The organism is Kitasatospora sp. NPDC059160, from assembly GCF_042755465.1.
Classification (GTDB): Bacteria; Actinomycetota; Actinomycetes; order Streptomycetales; family Streptomycetaceae; genus Kitasatospora.
The window spans coordinates 87,110-103,099 of sequence record NZ_JBHZCN010000008.1; the positions used below are offsets into that span (position 1 = coordinate 87,110).

Annotated in this window: 14 protein-coding genes; 4 read left to right on the forward strand and 10 right to left on the reverse strand. The window is 73.7% G+C overall.

The window, feature by feature from the left end:
• The first annotated feature begins 131 nt into the window (after window positions 1–131).
• Window positions 132–944 (forward strand): sterol carrier family protein, encoded by an 813-nt coding sequence (locus tag ACFXOZ_RS05180; protein ID WP_380587570.1) that lies wholly within the window; start codon window positions 132–134, stop codon window positions 942–944.
• Between the two features lie 21 nt (window positions 945–965).
• Here the strand turns inward: ACFXOZ_RS05180 and ACFXOZ_RS05185 are convergent, their stop codons facing one another.
• Both ACFXOZ_RS05185 and ACFXOZ_RS05190 read right to left on the reverse strand, forming a co-directional pair.
• Window positions 966–1,673, reverse strand: coding sequence for a hypothetical protein (locus ACFXOZ_RS05185; RefSeq protein ID WP_380587573.1), 708 nt, complete (start codon window positions 1,671–1,673; stop codon window positions 966–968).
• 82 nt (window positions 1,674–1,755) lie between these two features.
• A complete protein-coding gene (locus ACFXOZ_RS05190) occupies window positions 1,756–2,538 on the reverse strand; it encodes a DUF3152 domain-containing protein (protein ID WP_380523820.1) in 783 nt (260 codons plus the stop codon).
• A 251-nt stretch (window positions 2,539–2,789) separates the two neighbouring features.
• On the opposite strand from ACFXOZ_RS05190, the gene ACFXOZ_RS05195 reads away from it, so the two are divergent.
• Window positions 2,790–3,221 carry a DUF3151 domain-containing protein gene (locus ACFXOZ_RS05195; RefSeq protein WP_380523822.1) on the forward strand — a complete coding sequence of 144 codons (432 nt, stop codon included), beginning with the start codon at window positions 2,790–2,792 and terminating at the stop codon, window positions 3,219–3,221.
• A gap of 85 nt (window positions 3,222–3,306) precedes the next feature.
• Here the strand turns inward: ACFXOZ_RS05195 and fbaA are convergent, their stop codons facing one another.
• Window positions 3,307–4,329 (reverse strand): class II fructose-bisphosphate aldolase, encoded by a 1,023-nt coding sequence (fbaA, locus tag ACFXOZ_RS05200; RefSeq protein WP_375882760.1) that lies wholly within the window; start codon window positions 4,327–4,329, stop codon window positions 3,307–3,309.
• A 387-nt stretch (window positions 4,330–4,716) separates the two neighbouring features.
• Here fbaA and ACFXOZ_RS05205 point away from each other — a divergent pair, with 387 nt between their 5' ends.
• A complete protein-coding gene (locus tag ACFXOZ_RS05205) occupies window positions 4,717–5,436 on the forward strand; it encodes a DedA family protein (protein ID WP_375882757.1) in 720 nt (239 codons plus the stop codon).
• Window positions 5,437–5,574: 138 nt separating this feature from the next.
• On the opposite strand, the gene pyrE is transcribed toward ACFXOZ_RS05205, so the two are convergent.
• The 6 genes from pyrE to ACFXOZ_RS05235 form a co-directional block, all read right to left on the reverse strand.
• Complete coding sequence (pyrE, locus tag ACFXOZ_RS05210; protein ID WP_375882755.1) at window positions 5,575–6,111, reverse strand: orotate phosphoribosyltransferase; 537 nt, start codon at window positions 6,109–6,111, stop codon at window positions 5,575–5,577.
• A 43-nt stretch (window positions 6,112–6,154) separates the two neighbouring features.
• Window positions 6,155–7,240, reverse strand: a complete 1,086-nt coding sequence (locus ACFXOZ_RS05215) for a hypothetical protein (RefSeq protein ID WP_380587575.1) — start codon at window positions 7,238–7,240, stop codon at window positions 6,155–6,157.
• Between the two features lie 222 nt (window positions 7,241–7,462).
• Window positions 7,463–9,106, reverse strand: a complete 1,644-nt coding sequence (locus ACFXOZ_RS05220) for a polyamine aminopropyltransferase (RefSeq protein ID WP_380587578.1) — start codon at window positions 9,104–9,106, stop codon at window positions 7,463–7,465.
• Window positions 9,107–9,275: 169 nt separating this feature from the next.
• Complete coding sequence (locus ACFXOZ_RS05225) at window positions 9,276–9,803, reverse strand: DUF2617 family protein (RefSeq protein ID WP_375882747.1); 528 nt, start codon at window positions 9,801–9,803, stop codon at window positions 9,276–9,278.
• 842 nt (window positions 9,804–10,645) lie between these two features.
• Complete coding sequence (locus ACFXOZ_RS05230; RefSeq protein ID WP_380523830.1) at window positions 10,646–11,806, reverse strand: pyridoxal phosphate-dependent aminotransferase; 1,161 nt, start codon at window positions 11,804–11,806, stop codon at window positions 10,646–10,648.
• 161 nt (window positions 11,807–11,967) lie between these two features.
• Entirely contained in the window at window positions 11,968–12,522 is a 555-nt protein-coding gene (locus tag ACFXOZ_RS05235; protein WP_375882741.1) for a YbjN domain-containing protein, read from the reverse strand.
• A gap of 335 nt (window positions 12,523–12,857) precedes the next feature.
• Between ACFXOZ_RS05235 and ACFXOZ_RS05240 the strand changes: the two genes are divergently transcribed.
• Entirely contained in the window at window positions 12,858–13,157 is a 300-nt protein-coding gene (locus ACFXOZ_RS05240) for a helix-turn-helix domain-containing protein (RefSeq protein ID WP_380523832.1), read from the forward strand.
• Between the two features lie 109 nt (window positions 13,158–13,266).
• Here the strand turns inward: ACFXOZ_RS05240 and clpB are convergent, their stop codons facing one another.
• Complete coding sequence (gene clpB / locus ACFXOZ_RS05245; protein WP_375882735.1) at window positions 13,267–15,873, reverse strand: ATP-dependent chaperone ClpB; 2,607 nt, start codon at window positions 15,871–15,873, stop codon at window positions 13,267–13,269.
• Window positions 15,874–15,990: the final 117 nt, after the last annotated feature.

Sequence of the window (15,990 nt, forward strand, 5' to 3'; positions counted from 1 at the left end):
TCCCCGCCCCCCGCGCCCCTTTTCCCCCCCCCCCCCCCGCGGCTACCGCGCCCCGCGCGGGCCCCCCCGGGTTTTGGGGGGGGGGCGCCGGTACCCCCCCCCCCCCCCGCCCCTCGGCGTATGTTGGCCCCATGCCCGCCAAGTCCCGTACGTACCAACCGCAGAAGGTCCGCGCCGCGCTGGCCGCCCAGACCGGGGCGCTGCGCGCCGCCGTGGCGGGCCTCGGCGACGAACAGCTGGACCTGCCGACCAGGTTGGGGGACTGGCGGGTGCGGGAGCTGCTCGCCCATCTGGCCGTCCAACTCGACTTCGTCCCCGCGCACCTGGACGATCCGCTCCAGGGGCGCCCGCCGCTCGACCCGCCGGGCTGGGTGGCGGCGGTCGGCACGGTGGCGCCGCTGCTGGACGAGCAGGCCCGGGACCGGGCCGCGGCGGACTTCGGCGGGGACGCGGCCGCCGTCGCGGCGGCCTTCGGGCGGGCCGCCGACGCGCTGACCGGTCTGCTGGCGAAGCCCGAAGCCGCCGACCCGGTACGGCGGTTCGAGATCCGGCTCGGCTCGATGACGCTCGCCGACATGCTGGTCACCAGGCTGGTGGAGACCGTCGTGCACGCCGACGACCTGGCCGACGCCCTCGGCGCCGCCGCGTTCCCGCACGAGCGCCAGGCCCTCGCCGCCGTCACCCGGCTGCTCGCCGACGCGCTGGCCGTCCGGGCCCCTGGCGGCGCGGTCGAGCTGCGGATCCCGCCGTACGCCGTCGTCCAGGCCGTCGAGGGCCCCCGGCACACCCGGGGCACCCCGCCGAACGTGGTCGAGACCGACCCGCTGACCTGGATCCGGCTGGCCACCGGCCGGCTGCCCTGGGCGGCGGCGGTGGCCGACCACCGGGTGTCCGCCTCGGGGGAGCGCAGCGACCTGGGGGCGTACCTGCCGGTGCTGGGGTAGCGGCCCGAACCGGACGCGGCCCTAGTGCAGCTGGTCGACCAGGGCTGCGGCGGCCTTGCGCAGGGGTTCGCCGGTGAGGGCCTGGTCCGGCTCGCCGGTGCCGGGGTTCTGGGACAGCATCAGCACGATGTCGCCCTCGCCCTGGTGCGCGATCCGGGCGAGGGCCGCGGTGCCCTTGCTGCCGAGGATCCGGGTCTGGCCGGGGCCCGGCTGCTCGGTGGCGACCTGCTGGAGCTCGGCGACGGACAGCTCCGCGGCGCGCCGGATGCCCGGCAGGAGCATGTTGACGGCCACCCCGGACTGCGGGACGGCGAACAGTTCGAGGTCCAGCCGCGCCGTGCCGACCTGGTAGGCGCAGCTGACGTCGGCGTTCGGCGGAGTGGCCGGGATCGACGGCATGGTCGGCGGGTGGCTCGCGCCGGACGGCCACGGCTGCGGCGGCAGGCCGTCGCCGACGCTGCCCTGCACGGCGTGCCCGTCGTACTCGTGGTCCGGGGTGACGGCGCCGGGGATCCCGGCCGCCTGCAGCGCCTTGCCGAGGTCGAGGCCGAACGGGCAGGTGTCCTGCTTGTCCTGCTGGAGCTTCTCGGCGGTCGAGCGGACGGAGCCGTAGGACAGTGCGCCGGGCCCGGGGACGCCCCCGGTCGAGGACGAGCAGGCGGCGGCGCCGAGGGCGATCCCGGCGGCGGCGAACACGGCGGTGAGCTTTCGGCGGTGGGCAGCGGTCATGGTCGCAGGGTAGGCGCCGGGGGTCCCGGCCAACTGCCGATCAGGTCTCAACTCCGTTCCGAAGCGCGGCGCCGGACGCTCCTCAGGGCACGGCCGGGCCGCTCAGGTAGGTGCCCTCGGCGGAGTACGGCCAGGCGTTCGGCGTGCAGCCCTTGAGGCCGTAGATCTGCTGCATCATCGCGGGTGCGGGCTTGCCCGGGCCGGGGCAGGTCTCGTGGCCGTGGCCGATCCGGTGGCCGACCTCGTGATTGATGATCAGGGCCCGGTACTCGTCCAGCGGCCCGTCGAACTGGGGTGAACCGGTGTTCCAGCGCTTGGAGTTGACGAGCACCTGGTTGCCGACGTTGCAGTTCACCTCGCCGTGGGTGTCCAGGCCGGAGGCGCCGCAGATCTTGTCGACGGTGGCCGGGGAGGCGATCTTCACGGTGAAGTCGTAGGAGCCGCCGGCGACCAGCTGGAAGGCGTTCTTGCGGTCGTTGGTCCAGCCGCGGCGGTCGCCCAGGAAGCCGTGGATCTGCGCGGCGGCGGAGGCGGCGTCGATGCCGATGCCGTCCTCGACCTCCACCCGGTAGCGGCGCACGGTGCCGCGCCCGACCGCCTTGGCGTTGGCGGGGGCGGTGCTGAACGTGCCCGAGCCCTTGGTGGGGCCGGGGTCCGGGGCGGTGGGCGTCGGCGTGGGCGTGGGCGTCGGGGTGTTCACCGGGGTCGGGGTGGGGGCCGCCGACGGGGTGCCGGGTGCCTGTTCGGCGGGCGGGGCGAGCCGGGCCTGGGCGGAGGCGGCGGGGGCCGGGGCGTCCGGGGAGCGCTCCAGGGCGAAGGCCGCGGCGCCCAGCAGCAGCACGGAGGCCACCAATGCCGTGAGCATGCCAGGTCCGATCCGGCGGGATGCCCGGCGACGGCGTCTGCTGCGAGCGTTCTTGGACTGAGTGGCTCGCCGGCGGGCGGATCTGGCTGCGGGCACGCGCCACACCCTGACATGGCGAACGGGTGAATGTCCATATACCCGGTATGCAACCTTCGGGGCCCGTCGTGCGTTGGGCGGCGCTCGTCGGGCCGGCGGGCGGCCGATCACCGGGGGGCGGTTGACCCCAGGGCCCCGAATGGCAGACTGCACCCATGGCGATCCACAGGAATCTTCTCGACGGCCCCGAACCGACCCTGCTGCCCGAGGACGAGCAGCCCTACCGGATGCTGGCGGAGGAGTCCGCCTCACCGACCCAGGTGGCCGCGGAGTTCCCGACCTTCTGCCTCGCCTGGGCCATGCTCGCCGACGACGCCTACGCCGCCGGCCGGTACGTCGAGTCGTACGCCTACGCCCGCACCGGCTACCACCGGGGCCTCGACGCGCTGCGCCGCAACGGCTGGAAGGGCCACGGCCCGGTGCCGTGGGAGCACCGCGGCAACCGCGGCTTCCTGCGCTGCCTGGCGGCGCTCGCCCGGGCGGCCGGCGCGATCAAGGAGACCGAGGAGGAGGCCCGCTGCTGGCAGTTCCTCAAGGACAGCAGCGCGGAGGCGTACGCGGAGCTCAAGCAGTCGACCGAGCTGTAGGCACCCCGACGGTGTGACCGTGCCCCCGGTGGACGATCCACCGGGGGCACTCAGCACTCCGGGCGCCGGTCGTGCCGGCCGCCGGTTACTTCAGGCGCTTGCCGGCCGAGCGCAGCTGCTCGGCGGCCTCGCGCACGCGGGCGGCCATGCCGGCCTCGGCCAGCTTGCCCCAGGTGCGGGGGTCGTAGGTGTTCTTCTTGCCGACCTCGCCGTCGACCTTCAGCACGCCGTCGTAGTTGGCGAACATGTGGCCGGCCACCGGGCGGGTGAAGGCGTACTGGGTGTCGGTGTCCAGGTTCATCTTCACGACGCCGTTCTCCAGCGCGGTGGCGATCTCCTCGGTGGTCGAGCCCGAGCCGCCGTGGAAGACGAAGTCGAACGGGTCGGTCCGGCCGTACTGCTTGCCGATCGCGTCCTGCAGCTCGCGCAGCAGCTCCGGCTTGAGCACGACGTTGCCCGGCTTGTACACGCCGTGCACGTTGCCGAAGGAGGCGGCCAGCAGGTAGCGGCCCTTCTCGCCCAGGCCCAGCGCCTCGGCGGTGCGCACCGCGTCGTTGACGGTGGTGTACAGCTCGTCGTTGATCTCGTGGGTGACGCCGTCCTCCTCGCCGCCGGTCGGGGTGATCTCGACCTCAAGGATGATCTTGGCGGCGGCGGCCTGGGCCAGCAGCTCCTGGGCGATCTCCAGGTTGTCGGCGAGGGTCTCGGCCGAGCCGTCCCACATGTGCGACTGGAACAGCGGGTTCTGGCCCTTGGCCACGCGCTCGGCGGAGACCGCCAGCAGCGGGCGGACGTAGCCGTCCAGCTTGTCCTTCGGGCAGTGGTCGGTGTGCAGCGCGACGGTGATGTCGTACTTGGCGGCGACGATGTGGGCGAACTCGGCGAGCGCGACCGCGCCGGTGACCATGTCCTTGCTGTGCTGGCCGCCCAGGAACTCCGCGCCACCGGTCGAGATCTGGATGATGCCGTCGCTCTCGGCCTCGGCGAAACCGCGCAGCGCGGCGTGCAGGGTCTGCGACGAAGTGACGTTGATGGCCGGGTAGGCGAACTTGCCCGCCTTGGCCCGGTCCAGCATCTCGTTGTAGACCTCGGGAGTTGCGATGGGCATGCGATCCGCTCCTGTCGGGTTGCGGCGTACGGACGGTGCTGTCCGACGCTGTGTACGCCTTCGTGACGACTCCGTGCCGGCCCGCCGACGCGCGGCGCTGCGGTGTGGCTCTCCGGCACCAAGGTTCGAGGCGACCTCCGCGGTACGGCCATGAGGGTGGTGGGCCGCTGCGGACCGGACGCCGGTGTCATCTTCCCAGACTCGTGCCCGCAGGTCAGCAGGAGCCCGTCTGTCGGGACGGCGTACCGGACGGCGCGGCCGGAACTCGTCGGCGGTTCCGCGCCCACCGGCCCGGTCCGCGCTCCCGGTCGGCGCTCCCGGTGCACGCTCCCGGTCCGCGGCCTCGGCCGGACGTCACCGGAAAGGTACGCCCGCTATCCTGCGCCCGTGGACTACAACCAGCTGGCCGTCAACGTGCTCGACGCCAAATCCCTGATCTCGTCCCTCGGCGCCATCGGGCTGATCGCGATCATCTTCGCGGAGACCGGCCTGCTGGTCGGCTTCTTCTTCCCGGGTGACTCGCTGCTGATCCTGGCGGGCGTGGCCGCCTCGAACGCGGCCTCCTCGGTGCTCGGCGACGGTGCGAAGCTGCCGATCGCCGTGCTGCTCGTGGGCTGCCCGATCGCGGCGATCGCCGGTGCCCAGCTGGGGCACCTGATCGGTGTCAAGGTCGGACCGAGGATGTTCGACAAGCCCGATTCGAAGATCTTCCGCCGCGAGTACGTGGTGAAGGCGGAGGAGTACTTCAACAAGTTCGGCTCGGGCAAGGCCGTGGTGCTGGCCCGCTTCATGCCGATCATCCGGACCTTCCTGAACCCGGTGGCCGGCACCCTGGAGATGCCCGCGAAGACCTTCTTCGTGTGGAACGTCGTCGGCGGCGTGCTCTGGACCGAGTCCATGCTGCTGATCGGCTACTTCTTCGGCGACGCGCTCGCCCCGGTGATCGACAAGTACCTGATCCCGGCCGTGCTGCTGATCGTGCTGCTGTCGGTCTCGCCGATCCTGGTCGAGGTCGTGCGGGAGCGCCGCAAGAAGAAGGCCGGCATCGTCGAGGCCCCGGCCGGCGACGCGGTGCAGAGCGGCAGCGGGCGGCACCGCCGCGGCTGAGGCGGTGCGGCGTACGGCTGCACGGCGCGTACGGCTGCACGGCTTCACGGTGCAGTGACGGAGGGCCGGGCCCCGTTCCACGTGGTTTCACGTGAAACAGGGCCCGGCCCTCGGTGTTGCCAGGGGTGCCCGTACGGGTCAGAGACCCAGGTCGTCCAGGTCGTACGCGGTCACGTACTCCAGGCCCTGCTCCGCGATCGCGGCCGCGCCACCGCGCTCGACGATCACCGCGACGCCGACCACCTCGGCGCCCGCCTCGCGCAGCGCCTCGACGGCGGTCAGCACCGAGCCACCGGTGGTGGAGGTGTCCTCGACCGCCAGCACCCGGCGGCCCTTCACCTCGGGGCCCTCGATCCGGCGCTGCAGGCCGTGCGCCTTGCCCGCCTTGCGGACCACGAAGGCGTCCAGCTTCTGCCCGCGCGCGGCGGCGGCGTGCAGCATCGAGGCCGCCACCGGGTCGGCGCCCAGGGTCAGGCCGCCGACGGCGTCGTACTCCAGGTGGGAGGTCGCGTCCAGCATCACCCGGCCGACCAGCGGGGCGGCCTCGCCGTCCAGCGTGATCCGGCGCAGGTCGACGTAGTAGTCGGCCTCCTTGCCGGAGGAAAGGGTGACCTTGCCGTGCACGACGGCCTTGTCCTTGATCTGTGCCAGCAGGGCGTCGCGGTCGTTGCTCATGAGCGTTCAGTCTAGGCCCTGACGGCCTGCGGGGCGCTCGCGGCTAGCGCCGGCGCAGCGCCCTGACCAGCACCACGGCGCCGCCCAGCAGGGCCACCGAGCCGCCGATCACCCACGGCACCGCACTGCGGCCGCCCGCGCCCGGCACCACGATGCCACCGGCCTCGCCGCCCCAGCGGGACGCCGCCCGGGCCCGCGCGCTGCGGGCCGGCAGCGCCGGGGCGTACCGGCCGCGCGGCGGGGCGTGGTCCACCTCCTCGGCCGAACGGCCGACGATGCTGCGGCGGACCGGGCCGGAGAGCTCCGGCTCGTCCTCGTAGGCGAAGAGCGGCTCGACCGGGAGCTCCTCGGCGACCCCGTCCTGCGGACCGCCGGTGCCGGCCTCGGCGGCGTCGCCGTCGCCGCGCTCGTCGATGTCGTCCTCGCCGTCGTTGTCGTCGTCGGCGGCGGAGCCGGTGGGGAGGCCGAAACGCTCGGCATCGGCGTCGGAGAAGGCGATCAGGTCGGAGAGGTCGTCGTCCAGGTCGTCGCCGGGCTGGTCCTGGCGGTCCTCGATGAACACCACCTCGGCGTCCGTCCCGGTGTCCGTCCCGTCGTCCGTCCCGGCGTCGGCCTCGTCCGAGGGCTCCGACCCGGCCTCGTCCGCGGCCTCGTCGGCGAGCTCCTCCTCGCCGACGGCCGGGGCGTCCGGGGAGGTGAGCGCGAGGGCGAAGCGCTCCAGCAGACGGCGGCCGACGGCGTCGAGGGTCTCGGCGTCGAACTCGGTCAGCCGGCCGGTGGCGCTCAGGTCGCCGGTGAAGCGGACCGTCGCGGTGCCGTCCTCGGCACCCTCCGCGACGCTCACCCGTACGGTGGCGGTCGCCTCGCCGCTGCCCCGGGCCTCCTCGCCCTCGGCCAGCACGGTCAGCACACCGCCCCGGCCCTCGATCAGCGACAGCACGCCCTTGTAGGTGATCGTGGAGCCGCCGATCCGCAGTTTCAGCCGCCCGCCGATCTCCTCGGCCGGCCCGGTCCCGACCGCCGCCGGCTCGGTGCTCAGACCCGGCACGCTCCGCGCCAGCAGCGCCGGATCCTGCAAGGCCTGCCGCACCAGCTCTGCGGACATCGGGACGACAACCTCATGCTCCATGCCACGGAGCCTACCGACTGGGCCCCGCCCGGTCCCCACCCACCACCGCCCGACTTTCCCCGGCCCGCCCCCGCCCGCCCGGGCTCCGGGGCGTGTCCCGCGCCCGTTCGCCCGGTCGGCCCGTCCGCTCCCGGCCCGGGGCCCCGGAGCCGCTTCGTGCGCGGCGCGGTGCACCGCTCGGACGTGGGCCCGACCGGTGCACCGCCGAGGTCGGCCGCCGGGTCAGCGCGGTGCCAGCAGGGTGAGGGGGGCCGGGGGGCGGGGTGGGCGGAGGGCGGTGAGGCGGGTGGTCGAGGTGCGGAGGGTGTCGGGGGTGAGGGCCCGGGGTGGTGGGGCGTCGGGGGCGAGGGTGAGCGGGGGCGGGGTGGCGGCGGCGAGCAGGAAGTCCTGGGCGGCGTCCGGCGGGCCCGGGCGGCAGCCGGCGGTGGCGCTGCCGTCGACCGCGTACGGGGCGGTCCGCAGCCCGACCGCGCGGAGGCCGGACTCGATCTGCCAGAGGCCGTCCCCGCCGCCCCCGCCTTCCCCGCCGGCGCGGACGGCGATCCGGCCGCCGGGGGCCAGCAGCCGGGCGGCGAGGCCGTAGAACTCCTGGGAGTGGAACTTGACCGGGCCGCCGTCCGAGGGGGCGGGCAGGTCGGCGAGCACCACGTCGTACTCCTCGTCGGGTGCGCCGCGCAGCCAGGCCAGCGGGTCGGCGGCGGTGGTGCGGACCCTGGGGTCGTCCAGGGCGTGGCCGTCGAGGGCGGCGAGGCCGGGGTCGGTGCGGGCGAGCCGGGGGAGCGCCGGGTCGGCGTCGACGAGGCGGACGGAGCGGACGCCGCGGTGCCGCAGCACCTCCCGCAGGGCGAGGCCGTCGCCGCCGCCGAGCAGCAGGACCCGGGCGTCGGGGCCGGCGGCCATGGCCGGGTGGACGAGGCCTTCGCTGCCCCGGTACTCGTCGGGCCCGCAGACCGCGAGCCGTCCGTCGAGGTAGAGCCGGAGCGGGCCCTCGGCGGGGCCGGTGAGCACGATCTCCTGGTACCGGCTGCGGGTGGCGTAGCGGACCTGGTCGCCGTAGAGGGCGTGCCGGGCGGCGCGTTCGATCGGGTCGGAGCCGACGGCGGCCGCGGCGAGCAGGGCGAGGACGAGGGCGCAGCCGGCCCAGAGCAGCCGTCGTATCCGGGGGGCGGGTTCCTCGCGGAAGAGCCAGAGCACCACGGCGGCCCCGGCGACGGCGTTGACCGCCCCGGTAAGCAGGGCGCCGTCGCCGGGGCCGAGCAGGGGGAGGATCAGGAACGGGAAGGCGAGGCCGCCGATCAGCGCGCCCACGTAGTCGGCGGCGAAGAGGTCGGCGACGGCGCGTCCGGCGTCCTCGCGCCGGATGCGTTGGATGAGGGTCATCAGCAGCGGGATCTCGGCGCCGATGAGGATGCCGATGAGGCAGGTGAGGATGACCATCGCGGCCTGGTAGCGGCCGATCCAGGCCCAGCAGGAGTACAGGGCGAGGACGGAGAGCCCGCCGGTGAGGGCGAGGGCGCACTCGACGAGGGCGAAGGCGGTCGCGGGCCGGCGGGTGAGCCGTTTGGCGAGCAGGGAGCCGAGGCCCATCGCGAAGACCATGACGGAGAGCACCACGGAGGTCTGGGTGACGGTGTCCCCGAGCAGGTAGTCGCCGAGCGCCACGAGTTCGAGCTCGTAGACGAGTCCGCAGGCCGCGCAGACGAACGCGGCCAGCAGGACGGTCAGCCGGGCGAGCCGGGGGCGGGAGCGCAGCCGGGAGCGACGGCGGGCGGGCAGGGGGGTGAGGCTTCGCCCGGGCCGGGGTGGGGTGCCGTCGTCGAGGTCCACTCGCGGGCGTGCGGGCGGACCGGCCGGATGGTTGATCACGAACAAACGCTAGGGGACGTGCGGGACGGATCGCTGCGCCCATCCGACGGACAGCGGGAGCCCTCGGATTGACGAATCGTTCCTGCGTACGATTCGTAGGCCTGTGCCGGGTGGCATATGACCGGTTCGGTGCTGCCGGACGGGCTGCTGGTGCCCGGCGGGTGGGCTGTCACGGCCCCGGCACCACCAGCGAGGAACGGGTGCAGACCAGCTGCCCCTCCTGCGGGTAGGCGTGCCAGGTCCGCCAGAGCAGCCGGTCGGTGCCGCCCTGGGTGACCAGGGCGGTGAAGGCGCTCGGGTCGCCCGGGAAGACCCCGGCGAGACCGCGCGGGTGCCCCTCGACCAGGGCCAGCAGCTCCTGGGCGCGGGCCGCGAAGTCGTGCGGGGGCAGGGCCTCGATGCGGGCGGCGAACTCGTACTCCCAGCCGCCGACCTGCTTGGCCACCCGGGCCGGCAGCGGGGTGCGGCGGCCGGGCATGCAGGCGACGGTCTCCAGGCAGTCTCCGGGGCCGGCCGAGATGACCACCTGGTGCGAGGCGCCCAGCAGCCGCAGCTGGAGGGTGCCGGGGGTTCCGGGGCGGCCGCCGTCGAGTCTCAGGTCGCGGACGGCGAGAGCGGGCAGCGGGTCGCCGCCGAGGCACCAGGCCAGGTCACCGGCGCGGGTGTCCGTGTAGGAGGTCTGCAGTGTGGTGAGCATGCTCGGCTCCGCGTTTCAGCTCCGTGCGCGCCCGCCGAGCAGCAGCGAGTAGGCCTAGGCGATGGCGAGGCTGTTCGTGGCTGTGCGGCCCTGGGCGCGGCCGACCGTGGAAGGAAGGATTCCGGCTGGAGATTCAGCAGCAGAGAAGCATGAATACGCCGGGTCCGTCGGTGATTTACCCATCTTTGTCAAGCATTCACCGTTTCGAGCACACCTGCTTCCCGGCTCTGATCGACCCGGTGTGCGACTCTGCACAGCGCGCGCCCCTGTCACCGGCCCGTGCGCCGTGTGCGCCGGTCGTGCGCTCTTCACGCGCATCATGCGCCGCCGCCCGCCCCACGGGATGGGCGGGCGGGTCTCCGGGTGTGCCCGACAGGCTGTGAGGCCTGCCTGACGGGCAGCAAAGGAGCATGCCACCCAGGGGAGTTGGGGGTCGAATCAGCATGTTCGGCGGGCCAGAATTGGTCCCTGTCCAAGGGGGCGCGCAAAACGAAACGCGCGCCCCATGTGCGCAACGGGCCCCCGGAACCCTCCGCTCCCTTTGCAGAAACCGCTCTCCGGCGGGCTAGGCGGCGCCGCGCGGACCGGACGGGGCCGCCGAGCGGAGCCGTCGGCGGATCAACTCACGTGCGAGCAAGGCATGTTCATCGCACGGGCGGCTGCGGGGGGCACGCACGCGGGGCGGGAGGGCATTCCGCCGCCCGGCATTCCGCACTTCGTGCCCGGCTTCGTGCCCGGCTTCGTGCCCGGCTTCGTGCCCGGGTGGGACGTCGGCGGCTTCTTCCGGTTCTTCCGGATTCCGCACGGCACCGGATGCGCCGCCGACGTCGACCGGCGGTCGCTCAGAGCCGCCGCAGGCGGTCGACGGCCTCCTGGAGGACCTCGTCCTTCTTGCAGAAGGTGAACCGGACCAGGCTGCGCCCGGCGTCCGGGTCGTCGTAGAAGACGGCGTTGGGGATGGCGACGACGCCGCAGCGCTCCGGGAGGGCGCGGCAGAAGTCGATGCCGTCCTTCTCCCCGAGCGGGGTGATGTCGGTGGTGACGAAGTACGTGCCCTCGGGGGTGAAGGCGCGGAAGCCGGCCGCGGTGAGCCCGTCGAGCAGGAGGTCGCGCTTGCGGCGCAGGTCGGTGCGCAGGGTGTCGAAGTAGCCGTCGGGCAGGCGCAGGGCCTCGGCGACGGCGTACTGGAAGGGGCCGGCGCTGACGTAGGTGAGGTACTGCTTGGCGGTGCGCACGGCGGCGACCAGGGCGGGGCTCGCGGTGACCCAGCCGACCTTCCAGCCGGTGAAGGAGAAGGTCTTGCCGGCCGAGGAGATGGTGACGGTGCGCTCGCGCATGCCGGGGAGGGCGGCGAGGGGGTGGTGGGTGGCGCCGAAGACCAGGTGCTCGTACACCTCGTCGGTGATCACCAGGAGGTCGTGCTCGATCGCGAGGGCGGCGATGCCGGCCAGCTCCTCGGCGGTGAGGACGGTGCCGGTCGGGTTGTGCGGGGTGTTGATCAGCAGCAGCCGGGTGCGCGGGTTGATCAGGGCGCGCAGTTCGTCCAGGTCGGGGCGGAAGTGCGGGGCCCGGAGGGTGAGCGGGCGGCGGACGGCTCCGGCCATGGCGATGCAGGCGGCGTAGGAGTCGTAGAAGGGTTCGAGGGCGATCACCTCGTCGCCGGGCTCCAGCAGGGCGAGCAGGGCGGCGGCGATGGCCTCGGTGGCTCCGGCGGTGACCAGGACCTCGGTGTCGGGGTCGTACGCGAGGCCGTGGAAGCGCTGCTGGTGCTCGGCGATGGCCTGCCGAAGCTCGGGGATGCCGGGGCCGGGCGGGTACTGGTTGCCGCGGCCCTCGCGCAGGGCCCGGACGGCCGCCTCGCGGACCTCCTCGGGCCCGTCGGTGTCGGGGAAGCCCTGGCCGAGGTTGATCGAGCCGGTGGCCGTGGCCAGGGCGGACATCTCGGCGAAGATCGTCGTCCCCATCCCGGCAAGTCGGCGGTTCAGCAGCGGCCTGGTACCCATCGGTGGCTCCTCACGGCTCGTCGTCAGGGCCATCCTGGGGCAGTCGGGGGCCGGGGACAAGGATGGCCCGGCGGCCGGGAGGCGCGGGGAGGGTACGGGAACGGCCCGGCCCCCGGCGTCTGCCGGGGGCCGGGCCGCAGGGGTGTGTGCCGGGGCCTCGGTCAGGCCTCCTCGCCGCCCTCGCTGTCGCCGTCCTCGCCCTCGATCTCGTTCTGCAGGCCGAGGCGCTCGACGATCCACTGCTCGAAGCCGACCGCGGCCTGGGTCCAGTTCGCGGTGGTGGTGACGAAGTAGTCCAGGTTGACGCCGTTGCCGACGATCATCTGGACCTCGCCGATCAGGCGGACCACGCCGTCCTCGTGGGTGTGGGTGTACACCTTGGGCCAGAGGGTCTCGCGGTTCCACTCGTCGATCAGGTCGAGGATCTCGCCCTTCTTCTCCAGCGGGTACGCGCGGTCGTAGAAGGCACGGACCGCGAAGAGCTCCTTCTGCTCGCCGCGGAACATGTAGTAGACGCGGAAACCCTCCCAGGGGGCGGTGAGGTCGCCCTCCTCGTCCACGACGTGCTTGAGCTGCATCTGGTCGAGCAGCTGGGCGACCAGGGCCTGGTCCGGGACGACGATCGGCGGAGGGCCGGCCGGTCGGCCACCCTGGCCACCGGGCTGGCCGCCCTGGGGCACGCCGAACGACGGGATGGACGACGGGTCGATGCTCATGGGGGGTCCCTCTTCCTCAGTGCACGTGGTGGCCGGCAATGAGAGGCCGCCCTTTCCACCTCCCATCCTGCCTCATCCGGGGCTCCGCTCACAGGGGCGGCGGGGGCGCGTCGATCTTCGTCCCGGGGGGTCCGGGGGCCTCCGTCACGCACGGTGCCCGGGGTGCGGCGGCCTCGTCGCACGCCCGGCGCGCGCGTGAGCCAAGTCACGCGCCCGGCGCCCGGGTTCGCCTGCCGTACGCGCCGGATGCGGTTAGCGTGCGACGGAACTGGCCCGGGGCAAAGGCCTTTCCTCCCGGGCGAGTTGAGATGTTTTGGACCGAAGGGGGAGCGGGGATGGAGCGTACGGTGACGGGGGAGGGCGCCTCGCTCGGGGCGTTGCTGCGGAACATCCGGCTGGACCGGGGGATGACGCAGGAGCAGTTGGGGGAGGCCTCGGGGCTGAGCGTGCGGTCGATCCGCGACCTGGAGCGGGGGGTGTCCTGCCCGCGGGTGTCCACCCTGCGGCTGCTCACCCAGACCTGGAGCCTCCCGGAGTCCCAGGGCGCCGAGCTGCACCGGATGGCCCGCGCCTGGCGGGACCGCACGCGGCGGGAGCAGCGGGCCCCGGGGACCGAGCGGGTGCCGGGGTACTGAGCGGGTGCCGGGGTGCCGGGGTACTGGGCGGGTGCCCGGCGGCCGCCCCCTCGCGCGGGCGGGGGGACGGCCGTGGGCCGGCGGTGCCGGTGACGGGCGGGGCCGGCGGTTACTTCTCCAGCGGGCCCCGGCCGCGGACGGTGAGCCGGTCGCCCTCCTCGTCCCGCTCGACCAGGACGGTGTCCCCGTCGTGCACCTGGCCGGAGAGGATCGCCCGGGCGAGCTGGTCGCCGATCGCGGACTGCACCAGCCGGCGCAGCGGGCGGGCACCGTACGCCGGGTCGTACCCGGTGAGCGCCAGCCAGTCGCGGGCCGCCGCGGAGACCTCCAGGGTGAGCCGCCGCTCGCGCAGCCGCTCGGCGAGGCGGGCGACCTGGAGGTCGACGATCCGGCTGAGCTCGGCGGTGCCCAGCGGGTCGAAGACCACGATGTCGTCCAGCCGGTTGAGGAACTCCGGCTTGAACGCGGCCCGGACGGCGTCCAGCACCAGGGCCTTCTTCCGGTCCTCCGGGGTGGCCGGGTCGACGAGGTGGTGCGAGCCCAGGTTGGAGGTGAGGATCAGGATCGCGTTGCGGAAGTCCACCGTGCGGCCCTGGCCGTCGGTGAGCCGGCCGTCGTCCAGCACCTGGAGCAGCACGTCGAAGACCTCGGGGTGGGCCTTCTCCACCTCGTCCAGCAGCACCACGCTGTACGGGCGGCGGCGGACCGCCTCGGTGAGCTGGCCGCCCTCCTCGTAGCCGACGTACCCGGGCGGGGCGCCGACCAGGCGGGAGACCGAGTGCTTCTCGCCGTACTCGCTCATGTCGATCCGGACCATCGCCCGCTCGTCGTCGAAGAGGAAGTCGGCCAGGGCCTTGGCGAGTTCGGTCTTGCCGACGCCCGTCGGGCCGAGGAACAGGAAGGATCCGGTCGGGCGGTCCGGGTCGGCGATGCCCGAGCGGGTGCGCCGCACCGCGTCCGAGACGGCCTGCACCGCCTCCGCCTGGCCGATCAGGCGCCGGCCCAACTCCTCCTCCATGCGCAGGAGTTTGGCGCTCTCGCCCTCCAGCAGCCGGCCGGCCGGGATGCCCGTCCAGGAGGCGACCACGTCGGCCACGTCGTCCGGGCCGACCTCCTCCTTGACCATCGAGGCTGAGGCGTCCTGGTCCGCGGCGCGTTCCTGGGCCTCGGTGAGCTCGGTCTCGGCGGCCGGGATCTCGGCGTACATCAGCTTGGACGCCCGCTCGAAGTCCCCGTCGCGCTGGGCCCGTTCGAGCGCGCCGTGCAGGCCCTCCAGCCGCTCCTTGAGCTCGCCGACCCGGTTGAGGCTCTTCTTCTCCTGCTCCCAGCGCGCCGTCAGCACGCTCAACTGCTCGTTCTTGTCGGCGAGATCGCGCCGCAGCCGGGCGAGGCGGTCGACCGAGGCCGGGTCCGACTCCTTCTCCAGGGCCAGCTCCTCCATCCGCAACCGGTCGACGGAGCGCTGGAGTTCGTCGATCTCGACCGGGGAGGAGTCGATCTCCATCCGGAGCCGGGAGGCCGCCTCGTCGACCAGGTCGATCGCCTTGTCGGGCAGGAAGCGGGAGGTGATGTAGCGGTTGGACAGGGTGGCCGCGGCGACCAGGGCGGCGTCCGAGATCTGCACCTTGTGGTGCGCCTCGTACCGGCCCTTGAGGCCGCGCAGGATGGCGATCGAGTCCTCGACGCTGGGCTCGCCGACCAGCACCTGCTGGAAGCGGCGCTCCAGGGCCGGGTCCTTCTCGATCCGCTCGCGGTACTCGTCCAGCGTGGTGGCGCCGACCATCCGCAGCTCGCCGCGGGCCAGCATCGGCTTGAGCATGTTGCCCGCGTCCATCGCGGAGTCGCCGCCGGCGCCCGCGCCGACCATGGTGTGCAGCTCGTCGATGAACGTGACGACCTGGCCGTCGGAGGACTTGATGTCGTTCAGGACGGCCTTCAAGCGCTCCTCGAACTCGCCGCGGAACTTGGCGCCGGCCACCATCGCGCTGAGGTCCAGCGAGACCAGCCGCTTGCCGCGCAGCGACTCCGGTACGTCACCGGCCACGATCCGCTGGGCCAGGCCCTCGACCACGGCCGTCTTGCCGACGCCGGGCTCGCCGATCAGCACCGGGTTGTTCTTCGTCCGGCGGGAGAGCACCTGGACCACCCGGCGGATCTCGTGGTCCCGGCCGATCACCGGGTCGAGCTTGCCGTCCCGGGCGGCCTGGGTGAGGTCGGTGCCGTACTTCTCCAGGGCCTTGTAGGTGCCCTCCGGATCCGGCGACGTCACCCGGCCGCTGCCGCGGACGTCCTTGAAGGCGGCGAGCAGCGCCTTGGGCGTCGCGCCCTGCTGCGCCAGCAGCTCGGCGACCGCCCCGCCCTCGGCGGCCAGGCCGACCAGCAGGTGCTCGGTGGAGACGTACTGGTCGTCCAGGTCGTCCGCGCGGCGGCCGGCCTCGGTGAGCACGGCCAGGGTGTCCCGGGCCAGTTGCGGGGCGGAGACCGTCGAGCCCGTCGCGCTGGGCAGTGCCGTCAGCTGGCGGCGCGCCTCGGCGTCGACCCGGCCGGGGGCCGCCCCGACCGCCTCCAGCAGGGGCCGGGCGATGCCCTCGGGCTGCTCCAGCAGGGCGATCAGGATGTGCACCGGCCTGACGTCCGGATTGCCTGCGCCGCCCGCCTGCCGGATCGCGGCGGACAGGGCGTCCTGGGTCTTGGTGGTGAACTTGCTCGCGTCCACTGCTGGGGGATCCTCCCTCGTCGTCCTTCACTGCTGCTGGGTACAGCATGCACTAAGTTGAGTGTACTCCGCTCAACTTTCGAGCGAAGGCTTCTCGCGGAGCCGGAGCCGGAGCCG